Source organism: Natronobacillus azotifigens, assembly GCF_026805325.1.
GTDB classification, from domain to species: Bacteria; Bacillota; Bacilli; order Bacillales; family Amphibacillaceae; genus Natronobacillus; species Natronobacillus azotifigens.
Window position 1 is genome coordinate 25,401 of sequence record NZ_JAPRAT010000029.1, and the last position, 21,154, is coordinate 46,554.

The window sequence follows — 21,154 nt, forward strand, 5'->3', positions numbered from 1 at the left end:
CAAATGGATTTTATTATTAATGGAGGTGAAATAGTAAAAGATTAATGAATACGTGGAAAATGGCTAGATATAATACGTGGTTTTTCATAATTTAGATTCAAAAATTTTAAAAAAGAAACTTCCCACAAGTTTAGTCATTTCATGAGAAGCTTCCGTTAATTTCATGTTAGCAACAATCATATCAAGGGTTTCAGGGGCAGTCCAGCTACAAGGGCTAGTCGCTCGCGTCATAAGCATTTCCCCTCCAATGACCCAAAAACAGGTCATTTACGGCGCTCTGCTTATGCGTGTCGCGACTGGCAAGCCCTTTCCGCTTTCTAAACTTACATCATGCCGCCCATAAAGTGAAAGTGTGTAATACATCGTTAACGTGAGGTGCAAAAAGTGCGGTAAATCAAGGTCTCACTAAATTCTTACTGTAACATCTTTAACGGGAATTTACCGTTTATCATTGGATTGCGTTAGCAAAATGTTAGCATTCTACCACATAATTTTAAAGGACAAATAATTATTCTATTCATTCTACACAATAACCGATTACTAATTTATTGTTTTAAAAAATATTTTGCACCATTCTACCCTCCACTGAAGGATGATGGGGGCAGTATCTTAAAAAATCTAAATAAACTATTTATTTTCTGTACTTCAAATTTTTTTCATCTGAAATATACTTCTTAAACCTTCCTTTATCATAATCTACTGTATACCACCATTCATGAAAATGTTTTTTAGCGACTTTCTCAGCATAGACGCCCCACATTAACGCGTAATCACTTTCTTCAATAAACTGGATTAACTTATCCTTTACGAAGAGTAAACAGCTATCATATCCTAATAGTGCAGAATCGAAGCATATCATGTCTCCGTCTTCATTATGCCAGATCCCTTCAGTTTGTTGTTTTAGATTAAAGTAATCGACAATAATTTTGGATGGCATTACGTATGTTGGAATATTCCCGCCATTTATCGATTGATCCGTTTCCCATAGATACTTATGACAGGCAGGCATTACATCATTATCTTCATAACTAGTCCTTTCTTTTTCAAAATCAATATAAGATTCACTCCAAAAGTGCTCATAAGCAAATATACTATATGTGTTTGGTAATGGTAGGCCATTGCCATTTATAGAATCCATTCTTTTTTTCAGAACTTCTTCTTTTCTGCTCTTATTAACAAAAAATGCACTTGCTAGGAATATTTTAGCATCTCTTTCATTAAACTTGGATTTCTCTTTTTTAACCGTCCAATCAAAATGCGAATACAGTGCAATATATTCAGTTCCGTCAAACTCGAGCTCCAAATACTTCTGAGAATTCTCATAAAGAGAATCATTTTTCACCCATTTTATTGTAGGATTAGTCGGAAGTTGATTTGGAATTAGTTCTAAATTTTTTGAGGGCATATCTTTCAATAAAAAAGTTGGATCAATATCACGCATAAACGGTTCCCATGGCCCGGAGTATTGCGAGAGGAAAATTTTATTAACTCTAATCACATGGTCTTCCTCATTTGGTTCTTTCTCAATATCCTCCATTTCTTCCTTTCCTTCAATAAGATTCCATAGATTTTTGTTTTTTCTATCCAAGTATTCTTGATACTCAATTGTATATATTTTTTCTTCCTCAAACGTAGGGAAGTTATCAGTCAACTTTGCCATTAACTCATGTAATGCAATCCACTGATATTTCTTTCCAATCCTTTCAATTACATCATTATGTCTATCATGAGGACTTATATTTATGTCAAATTCACCATGAAGTTTAATATCATACCCCATTTCAAAAACTCTTTTTATCGCTATATTACTTAATTCTTGGTCACTATTAAATTGATTTTCCCATTCTCTAACTATTGAACCCAAAACGTATCTACCGAAATCTCCATATCCACCGACACCTCTACCATATTCGGTTGTCATTGATGAGATAATTCTTTTAACCGAAAATGCTAACCGTCCGTTTTCATCTTTAGTATATTCTTGTTCTAATTGATCAATTTCATAGTTTGTAGGAATAGATTTATACCATTCGCTTTTATATGGCGGCTTAATTTTACTCTTGTCTATTTCCTGTACGTCATGAGTAGTTAATATGAATTCTATTGTTTGCCTAGCATAATCCCTTAATAAGACGTGTGGATATACTTCACTTTTACAAAAAAATTCATTATAAATATATTTGGTTAATTCTGGATATAATTCATGTTTATTACTTCTAACTACTCCCCCAAATACAGCTGCATATAATCGTTCTAATATATACGGATCATCTACGTTTTTAAATCTATCTAGCATATTTTTCATCGTTTCAGGAAACTCTTTAAATAAACTAACTAAACTTCTTGTACTAGAGTCCCTAATTGTTTTATTTGTTGAACTCAAAGTCCATATTAAAGTTATTTCATATAATTCAACTGTTTTAGCGTCTATCTTTCTACTATTTACCCAAGACCAATTAATAATTTTCAATATATTGATATCTCTTTTTGATATTTTTGTAGTCCAGAAAGAATCTCTTTCTGGCAATGGATTTTTTATCAAAATTTTGAATAAAGCATTAGCATTTAATGGGTGATCTAGTAAGCAACTTTTCTGAATTAGTACATTTAAAAAATTGTCAAGTGAATATTTATAACGGAATATATGTTTATTTATATAATCTTTGGTTTTCTTAGTAATGCTTGCCCCATCTCTCCATATTAAGCTCTCGTTGAATGCCTCCATAACAGAAAAATTATCTTCATGTTCTGGGAAAACTTCAAAGAACTCAATACTGAACTCATCTGCCAAAATAACCGATAATGCCTGTAGTAGTCCAACATTAAAGGATAAATTGCTCTCAGAGTTAAAATATTTATTAATATTATGATCCTCTCTAATATCCCCAAGTAATTCATCGCTACTTAATCCTTTTGTTCTGAATGTCTCAAGTAAATAATTAGCTAATAAATAGTCACCCATGCGCTCATATGCAAAATATACAATTCTTTCTCCCTTATAGTTAACCGTGTCCATTAATATATTTTCTTGGATTAAGGCTTCTAACACTTTTGTGTCGTAGCTAGTATAATCTGCAGCAACTTTTCTTATACTCTTATAAACATCCTTATAATCCATTTCCCTATACTGAGAAATATGCTGCACCCTTATAACTTCTTGTAGTATCTCATGTATTACATTCAGATTTGAGTCAAAATCTAATCTATTATGCGTAGACAACTTTTTATTTACGTTATCAATTATAAATGAAAATAGATTTGATATTTTAAGATCTTGATCGAATGAACTACGCCTTCTACTGGCATGTAATTCACATACAAGCTTTAGAAATAATGGATTATCATATTCTGGATTTAATAATGGAAAAATTGGTTCTTCAAGTTTATAGTAGGAACAAAAAGATGTAACTGGACTGTAGTCTTCTTCACTAAATCCATGATGTTTAAATTTTGTTATTTTGTTACTATCAATAAAACCCTCCGGTAACAATTGTGATATAAAAGGAGTTCTAATTGAAAAAACGAACGATATACTTGAATACTGCTTTATTTTATCTATAAACCTTTGGAAATGACTTTTCCAAAGCCCTCTACCTTCCCCTTCATTTAATGCATCAATTATAAGAATAGCACGTTTACCACTTCTTTCTGCTTCCCTATTTATGGTCGATAGAAATTGGTCAGTTGATCCTACTAAATCCAAACTGTCTAGTAATTGTTTTAAAGGGTCAATTTGACTCGAAAAATGTTGCCCTAAAAAATGAAAGACAATGTGGTTTTCTGCCCTTTTCTTCTTTGCCATATCTGCTAATAAATGTGATTTACCTATTCCTGCTTCTCCGTGTAATAATAAGTACGGATCATATAAACATCTGTAACAAGTTTGATCTAAAAAACGATTGAAGTTTGAAATATGTATAGTAATTTCTCTAAAATAATCTATAAGTGAGTCTTTATCTTTCTTATCAAAATTTGCTTCGTATACAAGGTAAGTGTTTGACGCTGCTTGAATGTTATCTAAGACAGCATGTGCTTCTTTTAACTGATCAACCTTCTCCTCAAAACTTTTATGAATTTCCAAAAAGGAATTAATTTTACTTATATCCAAATCTATTTGATTCATAAAATCACGATAAAACTCTTTTCCCTTTATACTTTCTATTGAACTTTCACTCTTTTTCTTAATGCTATCAATAATCTTCCTCAAGTATTTGTAATTTTCTTTTTGAAAATACTCACTCATTGTTATTGCTTCAAATGCGAGCATATTCTCCGTCTCAACGTTTAGTTCAGGAGTATAGCGGGGTCCAAGAGAGGATAGACTCATAGATAACTGAGTGTCAATAAAGTTATCACTTAATTTAAATTGATTATCTACATTGTTAATGGGGTCTAATTCTTTAGACAAAAATTTAATTAGGCTATTTTGATTATCAATATCTAAATCTATAAATTTTCTAGTCAAATCGTTAGTTAATAGGATATCAATTTTAGGATTGAAATGAATGCTATGACGATTTAAAAACGTACCATTTTTAATATTTTCATTCTGGTTTCCAATAAAGAGAAATTTCATAGTAAAGCCATCTTTTTTATATTCAGCTATTATATCTTTTGATAAAGAAGATTCAATTTTTCGCTTTGTACAAGTAGCAGATACCTGTATAATTAGTTTTGACTTTCGATCAATTAAATCAATTGCTGCTGCATTTTGTTTTTCCTCATTCATATTCGATAAAGATAATCCAAATAAATAATTTAGCAAATCCCTATATAAATTTTCAGCATGAACATGTGTTGATAACAAGTTTAAACGACCATTTTCCTTAATAAATTCATTTAGTCTTACTAAATAACTAACAAACATACTTGTATTATTATTTCTATTCATCATCATTCCTCCAAATCGATTGATTTTAAGTAAACAGAGCTTCAAGTTAATCGTTGTATCTGCTAAGAATCAAGATAACAGTTTATTATTTGACTAGAATGAATTAAAAGTTTTCTTCTTCCTTTTTCTCAAAATAACAGGCAATACGAACTAGTAGTTTAATTTCGTCTGCATTCATGTTATCTATGTTTATTTTGACCCATTTCACAGCAAACTCATTTGCAAAATGTTGGGCTTGTTGTAAGCCCCATTTATATTCAGATAATGATTCATTACCAACATGAAGGTGGCCAAAAATTTTTTCAAGTTGGTAATGGCCCATTTCATGTATATTTTTAGGTCGGGCAGACAATACATTATCAAGTGCCGTAGCCATCTTTTCATAATCTAGTTTTTCAACTGCTTCAATTAAACAAGGAATTAAATTACTTATGATTTTTTTATATGATGAAACAATATCCTTATTTGCCATTTCAGTTATTTCACAACTAAGACAATTGATCCCAAGTTCTACATAGTAAGTATTTTCATAACGGCTTTTGAGGATTTCTAATATATTTTCCAATGTAATAGTGGGGGATAAGTTTCTTTGAACTTTGACCTTTCTCCAATTCTTTTCTTTGTTATTAATAATTTGATACAATTTTTCTGTAGCTTTTTTTATAAGAAGAAACCGAGAGTTAATATATTCTTTGAGAAGGCTAAATGGAAAGAGTAGATCTTGAACTTCTTCAAATTTATTGGAATATATCCGAATTCCTACCCCATCCTTTATGCCTCTTGCACTCATAAAGTTACTATTCGCGATAACCCAAGGAGAATATTGTATCTCGTCCTTTTTAAAAAACTTGGGTCTATTTGTTTCAAATGGGTGAGCCATCGAAAGTGAGCGTATATATTCAAAAAACTTGTCATCAGTTGGGCAATCTTCTTGAGGAATATTTAATGGGGGAACAACGCAAATATCATTGAAAAATTTATATGAAACTGCATTGTCTTTATCTGAATAGACGTTCTCTATATCTAAGGCTTTTAAAAGTTGCTTGACAGCATCTAGTACCATACATGTATACATGATAAAAAATAGTAATTCTGCCTCTGACTTTGGTGGGTTAGCATTTCTATTAAGATATGAAATACTGCTATCCACTCTATCCATCACAGCACAGAAAAGATTGTAATGTTCTTTATATTCATTGTCATAAATAAAAATATCAGTTTTATTTATGGATTCTCTAAAATCTTCGCATATTTTCACATCTAAAAATCCGTTCATTTTATATCTCCTTTGTAATTTATTTCAAAATTGATCTAATTCAAAAATTCGTCGAGTAAATTGAACTCTCCGTATCTCTCCTTATTTAAAAAACTAGTAAGCAATGCGTAAAGGATTCTTTATTAGGTAAGGATAATTTTATTCTTCTACTATATTAAATGAGCGAATAGGATATCAACAGTTTCTTTCCAAAACCTAAGTAAATTAATTACGTTCAGTATTAGTGTCAGCATTATTCTCACATAACGTTGCGTTCAAATTTATTAATACTATTTTACTATATCCATATTTCAAATCCAATTATCTGTATATTTTGTTTATATTATATATATTTTCTCATTTAATCGAACTAAGTATTTGTTTTGTTTAATCTGGTTCAATAACCTATTAGCCCAACAGACGTAAAAATTTCCTAAGAAAATTAAAAAACACTTAACATCACAATTACTGTCTCAATTAAGTAAATTATGGACAGACTTAGACAATCAATATTAAAATTACAATAAAGTGTAACCTCAAGTCAGAAATGGAAAAGAAGCCTCCCAAAAGTTCAGTGAACTTTTGAGAAGCCTCTAATAATGCAATAAATGTTAGCCATTTGTTAGCCAAATGACTCTTAGATTATGCTAAACCGTTATATAGCAAGGGATTAAGCGGTCATCACATCATACCGCCCATTCCACCCATTCCACCCATGCCGCCCATGTCTGGCATGCCGCCGGCGTTGTCTTCTGGAATGTCAGCAACTACAGCTTCAGTAGTTAGGAACATAGCCGCTACAGATGCTGCGTTTTGTAGTGCGGAACGCGTTACTTTTGTTGGGTCTACAATACCAGTATCGATCATGTTTACCCATTCGCCAGTAGCAGCGTTGTAACCGATGCCTACTTTTTCACCTTTTAAGCGTTCTACAATAACAGAACCTTCAAGGCCTGCGTTGATTGCGATTTGACGAACTGGCTCTTCTAATGCACGAAGCACGATGTTCGCACCAGTCGCTTCATCACCTTCTAGTTCAAGGCTAGCTACTTGTGTGTAGACGTTCATTAATGCAGTACCACCACCAGCAACGATACCTTCTTCAACCGCTGCACGAGTAGAGTTCAATGCATCTTCAATACGTAATTTACGCTCTTTTAATTCTGTTTCTGTAGCAGCACCAACTTTAACAACTGCTACACCGCCAGCTAATTTAGCAAGACGCTCTTGTAATTTTTCTTTATCGAATTCAGAAGTAGTTTCTTCGATTTGTGCACGGATTTGTTGTACACGAGAAGAAATATTTTCTGGATTTCCAGCACCTTCAACAATTGTTGTATTTTCTTTTGTTACAACAACTTTTGAAGCGCGACCTAATTGCTCAAGTGTTGTGCTCTTCAAGTCTAATCCTAAATCTTCTGTAATCACTTCAGCGCCAGTAAGTGTTCCAATGTCTTCAAGCATTGCTTTACGACGGTCACCGAATCCTGGTGCTTTTACTGCTACTGCATTGAATGTACCGCGAAGTTTGTTCACCACTAATGTTGCAAGTGCTTCACCTTCTACATCTTCTGCAATAAGAAGTAATGGCTTTCCTTGTTGAACAACTTGCTCAAGTACAGGAAGTACTTCTTGAATGTTATTGATTTTCTTATCTGTTACAAAAATATACGGATCTTCTAACACAGCTTCCATTTTATCTTGGTCTGTAACCATGTATGGAGAAGCATATCCACGATCAAATTGCATCCCTTCAACCACTTCAAGTTCTGTGTTGAATCCTTTTGATTCTTCGATTGTGATAACACCATCGTTACCTACACGTTCCATTGCTTCCGCGATCAATTGACCTACTTCTTCATCAGCTGAAGAGATAGCCGCAACTTGTGCAATCGAATCTTTGCCTTCGATTGGCTTAGATACACTGCGCAATTCATTTGTCGCTACTTCAACTGCTTTTTCAATTCCGCGACGAACGCCAACAGGGTTTGCACCTGATGCTACGTTTTTCAAACCTTCTTGGATCATTGCTTGTGCAAGTACTGTTGCAGTAGTTGTACCATCACCAGCAACATCGTTTGTTTTTGATGCAACTTCGGATACCAGTTGTGCACCCATATTTTCGAACTTGTCCTCTAGTTCGATCTCTTTGGCAATCGTTACCCCATCATTGGTGATTAATGGTGAGCCAAATTTTTTATCCAAAACAACATTACGTCCTTTTGGTCCTAAAGTAACTTTAACAGCGTTTGCTAATGTATCTACCCCACGCAACATTGCGCGGCGTGCGTCTTCACTAAATTTAATTTCTTTCGCCATTGGTAATTCCTCCTTATAATTCTAAGTATTCGTATTTTCGATTCTTCGATTAGCCGATGATTGCTAAAATATCATCTTCGCGAAGAATTAAGTATTCTTTGCCTTCGTACTTCAATTCTGTTCCTGCATATTTAGAGAATACAATCGTATTTCCTTCTTCAACTTCTGGAGTGATTTTCGCTCCATTATCTGCGACACGTCCAGAACCTACTGCAACAACTTTCCCTTGCTGAGGCTTTTCTTTCGCAGAATCCGGTAATACAATTCCACTAGCAGTTTTTTCTTCTTCTTCAACGAGTTCAATAATGACACGGTCACCTAAAGGCTTTAGCATTATAAAAAACCCTCCTCCATTTATTTTTTCATAAGTATAATCGTTATTATTAGCACTCAATGTCATCGAGTGCTAACACAATTATTATATTAATGAATTCCAGAAAAATTTGCAAGTATTGTGATTAATTTTTTTCAAAAAAATATAATGACAATAGTCAACGTTTAATTCTATTCGAAAGTTATGGTAAAATACGTTTATTAGCTGTAGTTATTTTATACATAAAGGAGACGTTTCAATTTGTTAAAAAGATATTTCTTTATTATTCTTACCTATACAATCGCTCAACTGTCCGCTTATCCTATTGCTGTCTATATAAGCGCTAGCGGAATGGAAGGAGAGCAGGCATTACACACACTCATCTACTGGCAGATTTTTAGTTTTATAGTCGCACTAGTTGTTACTGCCTTACTATTAAAGCCTGAAAAAGAAATGCCTAGACATCCAGAGGCAGCCAGTAAACTAATGATTGTCATTTGGTCATTACTAGGTATTTTCCTTGCGATGTTTGGACAAATCATCGCAAACGTAATTCAACAATTACTATTTCAAGTCGAGCCACAATCGGAGAATACGATGCAAATCATGGAGATTGCCAGAACTCTGCCTGTCTTCATTATCGTCGTCACGGTAATTGGTCCCATTCTTGAAGAGGTTATTTTTCGAAAAATTATCTTTGGTGAACTATATAAACGAACGAATTTCGTTATCGCTGGGGTTATCTCAGGAGTTCTCTTTGCGGTCATTCACATGGACTTTACCCATTTATTGGTTTATTTTGTCATGAGTTTTGTCTTTGCGTTTGTCTATGTTCAGTCAAAACGTATCATTGTTCCTATCCTTGCTCACGTTGGGATGAATACGTTAGTCGTGCTTATTCAGCTTAGTATAGATCCCGCAGAACTAGAACAAATCATGGAACAGTATGGATTTATACAATTGCTATCAATTGGAGGATAAAGACAAATGCGTGTTTCTCTTTTGTTTAGTGCGGGCATGTATGTTTTGATCGGGAGCTTTTTTCTTTTTCTTGCTTTTCAATATGCCGACGATACTGTCTGGAATCCGGTCACTATTATACTAACCGCCGTAGCAACACTGGATTTTGGTGCAGCGATCCGAACGATTCGTTTACATCTTAAAATAAAGAATGCTCAAAAGAAAAAATAAATTTCATTACCCATTCGCAACATGAGGCATAACTTGCCACAGAAAAACTCCTCTTCAGTAACAACTGAAGAGGAGTTTTTCATTTGGATTTATTCGTCCGTTGGGTAATGTTTCATAAAGTAAATCAACGATTGCAATTCAACCGCTAGATCAATGTGATGCACGCGAATTTCTTCTGGTACCGTAATCCTAGCCGGTGTAAAATTCAAGATCCCGGTAATCCCAGATTGCACCAATCGTTCTGTGATCGGTTGAGCTTGTGCTCCTGGTACTGTCAGAATTGCTGCTTGCACATCGGTTAAACGGTTTTCTAGTTGATCAATATGATAGATCGGTACCCCACCAATTTTACTTCCCACTTTATTTGTATCAGCGTCAAACGCCATTTGTATTTTCGTATTATTATTTTTGGTAAAATTATAATGCAAAAAGGCTGTTCCTAAGTTACCAACCCCGATTAATGCTACATTCGTTGTTTCATCTTGATCGAGTGTTTTTCGGAAGAAACCAAGTAAATATTCTACGTTGTAGCCATAGCCTTTTTTCCCTAAGGCCCCAAAGTAGGAAAAATCTCTTCGAATTGTGGCAGAGTCAACTTTCACTGCGTCACTTAACTCTTTTGAAGACACTCTTGTTTTACCTTGCAAATGCAAGTTATTTAAAAACCGATAATATAATGGTAAACGTTTAGCTGTTGCTTGTGGAATTTTACTTTGTGCTGCCATATTAATTCTCCTCTTTTAACCGACCTAATTACTTTTTACGATCATCCATAAGATATGTAACAAAACATGTGATCATGCATCACTGCTAATTCTATACTACCAAAAAATAAATGATTTGTCGTGATTTCCTTCACGTACTTTTCAGTATATACAATTTTCATAAAGAGATATACTCATTTGCTTGCTACTATGGGAATGAATACGATAAACTGGTACAGATGAGGTGAACAAGCACATGATATTAATGCAAGTAAATAATTTAGTCAAACGCTTTGGCGCGGAAACTATTTTAGAAAATATAAAACTAGAAATTCAATCAAATGATCGAATTGCCATTGTCGGCCGCAATGGTGCGGGAAAATCAACATTATTAAAAATAATGGCTGGTGTCCTTTCTTTTGATGAAGGGGAAATTCATCGTCCAAAAGATGTTTCGCTCGGTTATCTTGATCAAAATACCGGTCTAGAAACCAGTGAAACGATTTGGGCAGAGATGCTTGAAGTATTTTCCGATTTAATCGAAGAAGAGAAAGCATTGCGTAGTCTTGAAGAGCAAATGGGGGATCCTTCGATCATCGACGATGAAACACGATATCAGCAATTGTTAAATCAATATGATACTAGACAACAAGCATTCAAAGTGAATGGCGGTTATCAATATGAAGCAGAAATTCGTACCGTTTTAAACGGACTTCATTTTACTAACTATGATTTTGCTACATCGATTAGCGAATTAAGTGGTGGACAAAAAACTCGTCTGGCGCTCGGGAAACTTCTGTTAGCAAAGCCCGATATACTTATCTTAGATGAGCCTACTAACCACTTAGATATTGAAACATTAACTTGGCTCGAAAACTATTTAAACAACTATGCTGGTGCGGTTGTGATTGTTTCACACGATCGCTATTTCTTAGATAAAACGATTCAAACGGTTTATGAAATATCACGACAACGCTCCAAAAAATATCACGGCAATTATAGCAAATATTTAGAGCAAAAAGCATTGGATTATGAGCGTGAACAAAAGATGTTTGAAAAGCAACAAAGTGAAATTAAGAAACTGGAAGACTTTGTCCAAAAAAATCTCGCTCGAGCATCGACAACGAAAAGAGCACAAAGCCGTCGGAAACAACTAGAAAAGATCGATCGATTGGATCGTCCAAAAGGGGATGAATCGTCTGCAAGCTTTTCTTTTCAAATCAATAAACGAAGTGGAAATGATGTATTAAAGATTGATCAACTTGCTTTTCGCTATCCAGATGATAATCAAACGATTTTTTCCAATATCAGTTTTTCTGTAACAAAAGGAGAACGGATCGCCCTTGTCGGACCAAATGGGGTAGGAAAAACCACCTTATTAAAAACAATCATTGGCGATTTATCCCCAGCCAGTGGTTCGCTTACCATTGGCACGAATGTTCAAATCGGTTACTACGATCAAGAGCAAGCCAAACTTCATTCAACCAAAACGGTCTTAATGGAGTTGTGGGATGAATATCCGAGTGTGAATGAAAAAGATATTCGTACCGTACTTGGAAACTTTCTTTTTTCTGGAGATGATGTGCTAAAGCCCGTCTCTGCGTTAAGTGGTGGAGAAAAAGCCAGACTAGCACTTGCAAAATTAATGATGGAAAAAGCAAACCTTCTCATTCTTGATGAGCCGACCAACCATTTGGATTTAGACAGCAAAGAAGTATTAGAGGCTGCTTTACTTGGATTTCCAGGAACGATTATTTTTGTATCTCATGATCGCTATTTTATTAATGAAATCGCTACTCAAGTGATTGAACAACAGGCTACAGAGGCAACGGTCTATTTAGGTGATTATGATTATTATGTTGAAAAAAAACAAGAGAGCATCGAATTAGCTGAATGGGATGCACAGAAAAGAGAAAAGCAGCAACAGAACAACATGGAAACAAAAACAAATTTTCATGTCGATAAACAGAGAAAACAGCAAGAACGAAAGACTGCACGTAGAATTGCTGAAATTGAAGAAACTATAGAAGAGTTAGAAGAAAACATTGCAAATAATGAAGCATTACTTTGTGAACCAGAAGTTTTTCAAGACCATGAAAAAACATTGGAACTAACCAAAGAAAACGATCGTTATACCATTCAAATCGAACAACTGATGGAAGAGTGGGAAACACTACAAATACAATAAGTAGTTGAAAACAGCGACGAAACTGTTAATAAGTTGTGTCGCTGTTTTATTTTGGTGCTCATGTGGATAGTAAGATGTTTATCCACAAAAAAAAGCCGTTATTACCTGTTTTTTTGCGACTTATACACATAATCCACAAAAAACTTATGAGTTATCCACCGTTTTTACACACAAGTCAAACAGTTTCATTGCAAGTTTTCGCAAAAGTTATGCACAACCTTGTATAACTTTGTTGATAACTTTTTTTACGATCTTCCTCGCATTCCATAACTTTCAAGATCAAGACCTGGATTTGCATTCATGTCCCATCCTGCTCGATTTCCTTTTTGATAAGCAATCGTTCCTGCAGCTCCAATCATCGCTGCATTGTCCGTGCATAGCCATAATGGTGGAATCGATAATTGAATCGACTCTTCTTTGAATTTTTCTTCCAAAGATGCTCGTAACCCTTTATTGGCTGCGACACCACCTGCGATAATTACTTGATTTACTTGATGGTCTTTAGCAGCTCGATATGTTTTTTCAGTTAACACATCAATAACGCTGGCTTGAAAACTTGCTGCGATATTTTCTCGTTTCAAATCGTTTCCTTTTTGTTTTGCATTATGCAAAGTATTGATAACTGCCGACTTCAATCCACTAAAACTAAAATCATAGCTATCTTCTTCTAACCACGCTCTTGGAAAGGAGAGCGTATCTTCGCCTAATTGTGCTAGCCGATCAACTTCTGGTCCTCCTGGATAAGGAAGATCTAGTGTGCGTGCTACTTTATCATAGGCTTCCCCTGCAGCATCGTCTCGGGTTTCTCCGATCACTTCGAACACGCCATGTTCTTTCATTAAAATAAGCTCGGTATGCCCTCCAGAAACGACTAGCGCCAGCAACGGAAACGTGAATTCTTCTTGTAATCGATTCGCATAAATATGGCCCGCGATATGATGAACACCAATCAGTGGTTTTTGATGAGCATAAGCGAGTGCCTTTGCTGAGCTAACGCCAACCAATAAAGCACCAACCAATCCTGGACCTTCTGTAACAGCTACCGCATCGATTTGTTCCATGGTCATGTTCGCTTTTGCAAAAACTTCTTCTAAAACAATCGTCATTTGTTCGACATGATGTCTTGAGGCAATCTCTGGGACAACCCCACCGAACCTTTTGTGACTTTCGATTTGAGTTGCTACAACATTTGCAACGACCTCCGTACCATCTTTAATAATGGCTGCAGCAGTTTCATCACAACTCGTTTCAATTGCTAATATGTATGTTTCTTTTTGTTCACTCATAATTTCACCCACATGACTAAAGCATCTTCATTATTGTCTGTATAGTATTTTTTCCGAATACCACCGGGCTTAAGCCCAAACTTTCGATAAAGCTTCTTGGCTGCATTATTTGAAACACGCACTTCCAGAGATAACTTTCTTGCACCAAGTGTTATCACTTGATTTAACATAGCTTGAAACAACATCGATCCGTAACCATTGCCACGAAAATCGGGACTAATAGCGATATTAGTAACTTGTGCCTCATCTAATACAATCCACACGCCGCAAAAACCAATAATGCGCTCCTTGTTTTCGATAACAAAATAATGCGCAAAGTTATTATCAGTAATCTCTTTTCGATAGATATCTTGTGTCCACGGCAACGTAAACGAACGTTCTTCAATTATTGTGACTTGTGGAATATCGTCAACCTCCATTGGCCGAATGTTAACTTCACTCATGTTGCTTTTCCTTTTGTTCTTCCAACCATTTCGCTTCTGCCTCCACTAATCGCAAATAACTAGGTTGAAGGGAATGTAGTTCTTCACCTGTCCGATCTTTTCCAGCAATCGCAAGTAGTGATGGACGTGCGTTATGAAATCCTTCTGGTAGGAAAATCGCTAGTTCACCAAGTTTTTCTTGGATCAGGTCTTGATATATCGATAGATCTGGACTGATAAAAATAATCGCTTGATTCAAAGATTTTACTTGTTCCAGCCAATTTTCAAATAGAATATTCTGATCTTCTCTCACAGTGGTGAACTCCCCGGAATTGAATTGATATAATCCAGTAAAAACCAATCCTCGACGGGCATCAAAAAATGGACAGATCAACTGTTGCATCGCTTTTGCTTGTAATGCTAATATTTCCAAACTAGATACAGCTACGACCGGAATCTGAAGTGACCATGCCATCGTTTTAGCGACCGAAAGTCCTATCCGAACGCCTGTATACGAACCTGGACCTTTTGCAACAACAATTTTGGTCAAATCTCTTGGTGTTACGTTCGCATCTTCCATCACTTGTGCAATCGCAGGCATTAAACGAGTTGAGTGTTTATTTTTGTTAATCGAGACATACTCCGCAATTACTTTATCTTGCTGATAGATTGCAATTCCCATCGCATCATTGGACGTATCAATGGCTAATATATTCATCGTGCCAACCCCTCACAAACTCGTTCAAAATGATCACCAATTGGATAACAAGTAATTTCACGTTCCTTTTCATTTGTTGATGTAATGACGATATCGAGCCTTTCTTTCGGCAGAAATTCTTCGATAAATTGTGGCCATTCCACCACAGAGATACCGTCACTATAAAAGTATTCATCAAAGCCAATATCTTCTTCACTACCTTCTAATCGATACACATCCATATGATATAGCGGTAATTCTCCTTGATAGGTTTTTACAATCGTAAACGTAGGACTATTAATTGTACGCTTTACCCCTAACCCTGCACCTAATCCTTTGGTAAACGTCGTTTTTCCAGCACCAAGATCTCCTTTTAACGTTATCACATCACCTGCTCGCAATAAAATCGCCAACTTTTTCGCTAATCGTTCTGTTTCTCCTTCGGTCTTTGTTATAAATTTTATACTCTTCACTATTATTCACCTAATTCCGATGGGTATATCCACTGGGCTTTAACAACTCTTTTTCTCCATTTGTATATAAAAATACGTGACCATTTGTAGTGTTAACATCTGTGGCATATCCAATTTTCGTAATACTCGTTTTCGTTTTCTTTGCGATCTCTTTTGCTTTCTCCCAATTTTCTTCAGAAACCGTACCAACCAATTCAAAGTCTTCTCCACCATTTAATAAGAACTCTAATTGATCTTCTTGAGGAAATTGCTCTAGCGCTTCATGTTTTGGTAATTTGTCTTTTTCTACATGTATCGTAATATTCGATGCTTTTGCTAATTCATTTGCTTCACTGGCAATTCCATCACTGATATCGTTCAAAGCTACCCGATCGATCTCGGCTAATCCTTTGGCAAATTCTACTCTAGGTGTTGGTTGACGATGACGGCTGAGGAGATAATCTTTGTTTGTAAATTCACTAAACTCTTCACGCAAAAGTACTGCCAACCCAGCTGCTGAATCTCCTAGCGTTCCAGTCACAAATAATACATCTCCTGCTCTTACGTGACTTCGATATCGTGCTTTATTCTTTTCAACAGCTCCATTAATTGTTACAGATACCACAAGTTCATTTCCCGAAACGGTGTCTCCACCAATTAAGTCAAGACGATATTCTTTCGCGATTTGATTCATTCCTTGATATATTTCTTGTAACTCTTCATCTGTCCAGTCTTTTGGAACGACAATGGAGATTAAATAAGATTTCGGTGTTGCGCCCATCGCAGCCATATCACTAATATTTGCAGCTAACACTCTGTAGCCAATATGAAAAGGAGCCATTGTTTTTCGAGAAAAGTGGACATTTTCAACAAACGTATCCACTGCGGTAACCACGTCTTGATAATTCTCCCGAAAAACCGCCGCATCATCACCTATTCCTTTGATAACACTAGCGTGACGATATTTAGTTTGTTTAATTGAATCAATAAATGCAAATTCATCCATAACGAACTCGTCATCCTTTCTATCGTTACCTATACTATAGCAAAAAATAGGACGAGAATAAATCAAATAGTAGTTTCGGGTGAAGGTATAAGTTGCATGTTGATTTGAATTTGAAGTGATATTTAGAGTTATCTTTATTGTCATTTCCTTTAAGGAGAATGAAAACCTTTGTTGATTTGTAAGTTGGAGTATTGATGCACAGAAGTTATTCACGATTGATATGACGAAAGAAATATAATCTTCAATAGATTTGTTGAAATTAATTATAATTGTATATTATTACTATTATTTTATAAAAAATGTATTTACTTTTCTAATTTTTACAGCTATATTATCTGTAAGGATATGGAGATATGAATAAATTAAAAATTTTTATTGACAGGAGAATGATTTATGAAGAAGACAACGATTAAAATTTTTTCTGTAGTACTTTTTTGTGGTTTACTGTTTAGCTCACACGTTTTTGCTGCAAGAACCACTTTAACACTACCAGAAAACCAAACTTGGGTAAGCAGAGACGCTACTAGATCAGGAGATCATAGCAATGTTCACTCTCGCTTATATGCAGTTTACCCTACTAACGGTGGAAATGATAACTTTACTAGAATACAAGTTAAAGTAACCTCTTCTAGTGGCACTTCGATGTCATCCATTTATACTCTCAATGAAACGAGTAGTGTAAACTCATCTATTAAATTGTCAAATGGAACGCTAAATAATAAAAAAATTAAATTTCAGTTTAGAGGAAATCATCCAGACCATGGCGCAAAGGCTGATGTTTATTATAACGCTAGATAAAGTGAAACTTCAATCAGTGGGGGTTTTTTAGGTATTCCCCCACTGATTGTTAGTTGAACCATTCGGGGTGCTAGCGTCCGTTACTCCCACTTAAACAACATGATATTCTCCTTGTTTTGAAGTGGGAGTCTTACGGACGGTTGCTCCGGGATAAATAGAACATCTTAGATCTCCTATTCTTATCTCATATGACCAGAAAGGTGTCTTGACATTGCCATGTTAAAAAACTCTATTAAAATGCAGTGGAATGTACTGTGGGAACGAAGAACAGCTACAATAATCCTGGCATTAGTAACCGCACTCATGTTAGTTAACTTTTTTTCAAATGTTTGGATATATCAAGGAAGAGATGTGCTTGATATGTATCATCCGATGAAGCTATTAACACTTTCCAGTTGGAGTCAATATAGCTATTATTTAATGCAATATTACCCCTTACTAGTTGTTATTCCTGCTGGTTTTGCTTTATTTGCAGATAAACAGCTCAATCAGTACATCTTTATTCAGACAAGAGTTGGTGCTAAGGCTTATTATTGGGGAAAACTAGTGGTGGTATTTTTGGTTACCTTTTTGGTGTTTGCTGGACCATTTTTATTAGAGATCATCCTGAACATAATTGCTTTTCCAATTAATGCTGTTGGTGATCCAGCGAATTTTGGCGTATATGACGCAAATTATCTAGATCAAATTGATATGCAATTATTTTCTAACCTATACACAAAATCTCAATACGCCTATGCCCTTGTATTTACTTTGTTTTTTGGTCTGATATCAGGTGTATTAGCAATATTTACGGTAGCAGTATCAATGTTTCAAATTAGATATCGCATTTTCTTATTTTTGCCCTGCTATCTTCTGCTACATCTGTTGGCGTATGTGAATCAACTTATACCTGCGATAACCCTGGAAACAAACTATTTCTTTTATCTGGTATTTTATAATCATTTTCGCAATGCTACGGGTAGTTCCATTGCTTTAGTCGTCATTACACTCAGTATTTGTTTAGTCTCCATCCTTATTTTTAGCGTTAAAATGAGAAAGGATGCGTTTTAAATGACACAGGCATTATGGAAATGCTTACTCTTCGCATCTGGATTAGGAATGCTTCAGTCGTTTGCTATACTTACGATGCCGAACCCTTTACTATGGTCAAATTTAATTCTGTGGTTTGGCTTTTCAAATACTGAAATTATTCTAGTGTATATAATTGATCTATCCATTAAACTATTGCCACTGGTATTATTTCAAGTTATCTTTGGCACCTATCTTTACCAACGTTTTTGTTCGGCTAGTGTATACTACTTTTCACGTTGTCCAAATCGGATTCGATGGTTTCTAAAGGAAAGTGTGAAGTTATATTTGTTAGCCGTCCTATACCCATTGGTGATGGTATTGACTACTACGTTGATAGTCAACTTCATAAAACCAATCGACTTTGATCAGTCTGCTTTTTTACTCTTGATCTATTATGTGCTTATACATTCGCTCTGGTTATTCATCACTACCACACTTATTAATGTATTAGCGATCATGCTAGATAGTAGCGCTGCATTTGTCATTGTGGTCGGCTTTCAATTGACAAGTGTTGCACTATTACTTCTGTGGGAAAATGTTTGGCCAGTAGTCGATAGTCCAAATATTTCCTTACACAGTTTATTATTAAAATTTAACCCAATTGCACATCTGATATTAACTTGGCACAGCAGTAACATTAACTTGATTAAAGGTCAGATCAATCAATTTAATCTTTCATTCGATCTGAATGAAACCGTGATTATATTTGCATGTTTAAGTGTTTTTATATTATTTATCGGTAGTTTAATCGTAAAACAAAAAGAATGGATTGTATTGAACCAAGAGAGCGGAGGAATGTAAGTGTTAGTGGTTAATCGTATTCGTAAAACCATAAAAAGTAAGGTTATTCTTAATGATATTAGTTTGACATTAAATGCTGGGACGATTTATGGCTTTGTAGGGCGTAATGGCTCAGGTAAGACCATGCTGTTTAGAGCCATTTCTGGCCTGATGAAAGTTGATGCTGGTGACATTAGTTACCAAGGGAAAAAGTTGCATCAGGACTTTCTAGTTCTACCTAATTTAGGAATCACAATTGAAAATGCCGGGCTTTATCCTGAGTTTACAGGCTTGAAGAATCTTCAATTATTAGCCAAACTTAATCGAAAAATTGACACTGAACAAATCAAAAAATCAATCAAACGTGTGGGTTTAGAACCAAATGATTCACGTTCGTTTCGAAAATATTCATTAGGTATGAAACAACGAATTGCTATAGCTCAAGCGATCATGGAGCAACCGGATCTTATCTTATTAGATGAACCAACGAATTCCTTGGATGAAGAAGGTGTGCGATTAATTCGCCAAGTTATTCGGGAAGAAAAACAACGTGGTGCGATGATTCTACTCGCTAGTCACAATAAAGAAGATATTCAATTGCTCGCTGATAAAGTTTTCTATTTAGATGCTGGTCGCTTAGTGGATGAGGTTTACCCTCATGCTGAATAAAATACTATTTAGTTTAATTGGTCTGACCTTGCTTGTCGCGTCTGGCACTGGTTTATTCTTTCGGCAGACCTATACGAATGTATCAGCAGATGAAAACATGTTAGATCATTTTTCAGTAGCTTTGTGGGACTTTGATTATTCACCAAACTTAATAAATATAATGAACCAAACAGTAGAAGATAGTCCTATCATTATTCGAGCTAAATCAGAAGGGAAAACTAAATATACATTTCAAAATTTCACTCAAGAGATCATTGTTGAGGAGGTGTATCGAGGGGACGGATTAAAAGTTGGAGATCAAATTGAGATTATTGACTTCAATTGGCACGTCATATTTGACAATATGTCTGTTAATGCTAGTTTTATTAATCTTATGCAGCCGAATAATGAATATTTAATCTTTTTAGATAACAAGCTTAATACGTTTAACTCGGATGAGAAGATCTATCAGACACCTAGCTTGATTATTCCACCTATTTTTAATTATGAAGATAAAGAGCATGTTATTCTGAGTGTTACGGAAGATAATCTCTATGTACCCTATAAGTCGGTTAAAGAGAACGAATTTTTTGTTAGTTCGGAGGAATCTTTAGCGAAGTTAATTGATTTTAAGCATGAAGTGTTACAAAAATATCCGAAGTAAAAGGAAGATCACGTAAAGCGAACCTTCACTCCGTGGGGGTTTTTTGCGTATTCCCTCACTGAGTGGTATTACTAAAAACAACAAAAAACTGCCTCTTTATAGTAAGAGACAGTTTAAACTTATGTATTTTTTAAAAGTAAAATGGCGGTCCGGACGGGACTCGAACCCGCGACCTCCTGCGTGACAGGCAGGCATTCTAACCAACTGAACTACCGGACCATTATTGGTTGCGGGGGTAGGATTTGAACCTACGACCTTCGGGTTATGAGCCCGACGAGCTACCGAACTGCTCCACCCCGCGACAATGTAGATATATATAATATCTACAATAAGCTATTTTGTTATGCATAGCGACGTCCTACTCTTGCAGGGGCAAGGCCCCAACTACCATCGGCGCTGAAGAGCTTAACTGCTGTGTTCGGCATGGGAACAGGTGTGACCTCTTCGCTATTGTCACTAAACATTG

Annotated in this window: 19 protein-coding genes, 2 tRNA genes and 1 rRNA gene; 8 read left to right on the forward strand and 14 right to left on the reverse strand. The window is 35.4% G+C overall.

The genetic code is table 11. The features are described 5' to 3' along the window. Positions 1-84 precede the first annotated feature (84 nt). The 5 genes from OWO01_RS13280 to groES form a co-directional block, all read right to left on the reverse strand. The gene (locus OWO01_RS13280; protein WP_268780947.1) at positions 85-231 is read right to left on the reverse strand and encodes a hypothetical protein; all 147 of its coding nucleotides are present in this window, start codon (positions 229-231) and stop codon (positions 85-87) included. A gap of 400 nt (positions 232-631) precedes the next feature. Continuing rightward, the gene (locus OWO01_RS13285; protein WP_268780948.1) at positions 632-4,891 is read right to left on the reverse strand and encodes an SMEK domain-containing protein; all 4,260 of its coding nucleotides are present in this window, start codon (positions 4,889-4,891) and stop codon (positions 632-634) included. 103 nt (positions 4,892-4,994) lie between these two features. Further along, entirely contained in the window at positions 4,995-6,167 is a 1,173-nt protein-coding gene (locus tag OWO01_RS13290) for a hypothetical protein (protein WP_268780949.1), read from the reverse strand. A gap of 660 nt (positions 6,168-6,827) precedes the next feature. Beyond that, positions 6,828-8,465 (reverse strand): chaperonin GroEL, encoded by a 1,638-nt coding sequence (groL, locus tag OWO01_RS13295; protein ID WP_268780950.1) that lies wholly within the window; start codon positions 8,463-8,465, stop codon positions 6,828-6,830. A 49-nt stretch (positions 8,466-8,514) separates the two neighbouring features. Continuing rightward, positions 8,515-8,799, reverse strand: coding sequence for a co-chaperone GroES (groES, locus tag OWO01_RS13300; RefSeq protein ID WP_268780951.1), 285 nt, complete (start codon positions 8,797-8,799; stop codon positions 8,515-8,517). A 240-nt stretch (positions 8,800-9,039) separates the two neighbouring features. Between groES and OWO01_RS13305 the strand changes: the two genes are divergently transcribed. Further along, positions 9,040-9,759: a CPBP family intramembrane glutamic endopeptidase gene (locus tag OWO01_RS13305; RefSeq protein WP_268780952.1), complete on the forward strand. Its 720-nt coding sequence runs from the start codon at positions 9,040-9,042 to the stop codon at positions 9,757-9,759. Positions 9,760-9,765: 6 nt separating this feature from the next. Further along, entirely contained in the window at positions 9,766-9,969 is a 204-nt protein-coding gene (locus OWO01_RS13310) for a YdiK family protein (protein ID WP_268780953.1), read from the forward strand. A gap of 89 nt (positions 9,970-10,058) precedes the next feature. Here OWO01_RS13310 and OWO01_RS13315 read toward each other — a convergent pair whose 3' ends face one another. Beyond that, positions 10,059-10,694, reverse strand: a complete 636-nt coding sequence (locus OWO01_RS13315) for a redox-sensing transcriptional repressor Rex (RefSeq protein ID WP_268780954.1) — start codon at positions 10,692-10,694, stop codon at positions 10,059-10,061. Positions 10,695-10,929: 235 nt separating this feature from the next. Between OWO01_RS13315 and OWO01_RS13320 the strand changes: the two genes are divergently transcribed. Next, positions 10,930-12,861, forward strand: a complete 1,932-nt coding sequence (locus OWO01_RS13320) for an ABC-F family ATP-binding cassette domain-containing protein (protein ID WP_268780955.1) — start codon at positions 10,930-10,932, stop codon at positions 12,859-12,861. A 245-nt stretch (positions 12,862-13,106) separates the two neighbouring features. Here OWO01_RS13320 and tsaD read toward each other — a convergent pair whose 3' ends face one another. The 5 genes from tsaD to thiL are packed head-to-tail and all read right to left on the reverse strand — an operon-like array spanning position 13,107 to position 16,724. Further along, complete coding sequence (gene tsaD, locus OWO01_RS13325; RefSeq protein WP_268780956.1) at positions 13,107-14,147, reverse strand: tRNA (adenosine(37)-N6)-threonylcarbamoyltransferase complex transferase subunit TsaD; 1,041 nt, start codon at positions 14,145-14,147, stop codon at positions 13,107-13,109. Next, positions 14,144-14,590, reverse strand: a complete 447-nt coding sequence (rimI, locus tag OWO01_RS13330; protein WP_268780957.1) for a ribosomal protein S18-alanine N-acetyltransferase — start codon at positions 14,588-14,590, stop codon at positions 14,144-14,146. The genes tsaD and rimI overlap by 4 nt, the downstream gene beginning before the upstream one ends. After that, the gene (gene tsaB / locus OWO01_RS13335) at positions 14,583-15,287 is read right to left on the reverse strand and encodes a tRNA (adenosine(37)-N6)-threonylcarbamoyltransferase complex dimerization subunit type 1 TsaB (protein ID WP_268780958.1); all 705 of its coding nucleotides are present in this window, start codon (positions 15,285-15,287) and stop codon (positions 14,583-14,585) included. The genes rimI and tsaB overlap by 8 nt, the downstream gene beginning before the upstream one ends. After that, complete coding sequence (gene tsaE / locus OWO01_RS13340; RefSeq protein WP_268780960.1) at positions 15,284-15,739, reverse strand: tRNA (adenosine(37)-N6)-threonylcarbamoyltransferase complex ATPase subunit type 1 TsaE; 456 nt, start codon at positions 15,737-15,739, stop codon at positions 15,284-15,286. Before tsaE ends, tsaB begins: the two co-directional genes overlap by 4 nt. A gap of 10 nt (positions 15,740-15,749) precedes the next feature. After that, positions 15,750-16,724, reverse strand: coding sequence for a thiamine-phosphate kinase (thiL, locus tag OWO01_RS13345; protein ID WP_268780961.1), 975 nt, complete (start codon positions 16,722-16,724; stop codon positions 15,750-15,752). 393 nt (positions 16,725-17,117) lie between these two features. Between thiL and OWO01_RS13350 the strand changes: the two genes are divergently transcribed. The 5 genes from OWO01_RS13350 (at position 17,118) to OWO01_RS13370 (ending at position 20,688) form a co-directional block, all read left to right on the forward strand. Further along, positions 17,118-17,522 carry a hypothetical protein gene (locus OWO01_RS13350; protein ID WP_268780962.1) on the forward strand — a complete coding sequence of 135 codons (405 nt, stop codon included), beginning with the start codon at positions 17,118-17,120 and terminating at the stop codon, positions 17,520-17,522. 216 nt (positions 17,523-17,738) lie between these two features. Continuing rightward, a complete protein-coding gene (locus OWO01_RS13355; protein ID WP_268780963.1) occupies positions 17,739-18,575 on the forward strand; it encodes a hypothetical protein in 837 nt (278 codons plus the stop codon). Beyond that, positions 18,576-19,397, forward strand: coding sequence for a hypothetical protein (locus tag OWO01_RS13360; RefSeq protein WP_268780965.1), 822 nt, complete (start codon positions 18,576-18,578; stop codon positions 19,395-19,397). It begins immediately after the preceding gene. Beyond that, positions 19,398-20,045, forward strand: coding sequence for an ABC transporter ATP-binding protein (locus OWO01_RS13365; RefSeq protein WP_268780966.1), 648 nt, complete (start codon positions 19,398-19,400; stop codon positions 20,043-20,045). After that, positions 20,035-20,688, forward strand: a complete 654-nt coding sequence (locus OWO01_RS13370; RefSeq protein ID WP_268780967.1) for a hypothetical protein — start codon at positions 20,035-20,037, stop codon at positions 20,686-20,688. The genes OWO01_RS13365 and OWO01_RS13370 overlap by 11 nt, the downstream gene beginning before the upstream one ends. Before the next feature lie 142 nt (positions 20,689-20,830). Here OWO01_RS13370 and OWO01_RS13375 read toward each other — a convergent pair. From OWO01_RS13375 to rrf, 3 genes are all read right to left on the reverse strand, one after another. Continuing rightward, positions 20,831-20,907, reverse strand: a tRNA-Asp gene (locus OWO01_RS13375). A 5-nt stretch (positions 20,908-20,912) separates the two neighbouring features. Next, a tRNA-Met gene (locus OWO01_RS13380) sits at positions 20,913-20,989 on the reverse strand. Positions 20,990-21,033: 44 nt separating this feature from the next. Then, positions 21,034-21,149 (reverse strand): 5S ribosomal RNA (gene rrf, locus OWO01_RS13385). Positions 21,150-21,154 lie beyond the last annotated feature (5 nt).

Bases quoted from the DNA above. Each gene is read 5' to 3' on its own strand.
- OWO01_RS13280 (WP_268780947.1), bottom strand. From the start codon at position 231: ATGACGCGAGCGACTAGCCCTTGTAGCTGGACTGCCCCTGAAACCCTT.
- OWO01_RS13285 (WP_268780948.1), bottom strand. From the start codon at position 4,891: ATGAATAGAAATAATAATACAAGTATGTTTGTTAGTTATTTAGTAAGA.
- OWO01_RS13290 (WP_268780949.1), bottom strand. From the start codon at position 6,167: ATGAACGGATTTTTAGATGTGAAAATATGCGAAGATTTTAGAGAATCC.
- groL (WP_268780950.1), bottom strand. From the start codon at position 8,465: ATGGCGAAAGAAATTAAATTTAGTGAAGACGCACGCCGCGCAATGTTG.
- groES (WP_268780951.1), bottom strand. From the start codon at position 8,799: ATGCTAAAGCCTTTAGGTGACCGTGTCATTATTGAACTCGTTGAAGAA.
- OWO01_RS13310 (WP_268780953.1), top strand. From the start codon at position 9,766: ATGCGTGTTTCTCTTTTGTTTAGTGCGGGCATGTATGTTTTGATCGGG.
- OWO01_RS13315 (WP_268780954.1), bottom strand. From the start codon at position 10,694: ATGGCAGCACAAAGTAAAATTCCACAAGCAACAGCTAAACGTTTACCA.
- OWO01_RS13320 (WP_268780955.1), top strand. From the start codon at position 10,930: ATGATATTAATGCAAGTAAATAATTTAGTCAAACGCTTTGGCGCGGAA.
- tsaD (WP_268780956.1), bottom strand. From the start codon at position 14,147: ATGAGTGAACAAAAAGAAACATACATATTAGCAATTGAAACGAGTTGT.
- rimI (WP_268780957.1), bottom strand. From the start codon at position 14,590: ATGAGTGAAGTTAACATTCGGCCAATGGAGGTTGACGATATTCCACAA.
- tsaB (WP_268780958.1), bottom strand. From the start codon at position 15,287: ATGAATATATTAGCCATTGATACGTCCAATGATGCGATGGGAATTGCA.
- thiL (WP_268780961.1), bottom strand. From the start codon at position 16,724: ATGGATGAATTTGCATTTATTGATTCAATTAAACAAACTAAATATCGT.
- OWO01_RS13350 (WP_268780962.1), top strand. From the start codon at position 17,118: ATGAAGAAGACAACGATTAAAATTTTTTCTGTAGTACTTTTTTGTGGT.
- OWO01_RS13355 (WP_268780963.1), top strand. From the start codon at position 17,739: ATGTTAAAAAACTCTATTAAAATGCAGTGGAATGTACTGTGGGAACGA.
- OWO01_RS13360 (WP_268780965.1), top strand. From the start codon at position 18,576: ATGACACAGGCATTATGGAAATGCTTACTCTTCGCATCTGGATTAGGA.
- OWO01_RS13370 (WP_268780967.1), top strand. From the start codon at position 20,035: ATGCTGAATAAAATACTATTTAGTTTAATTGGTCTGACCTTGCTTGTC.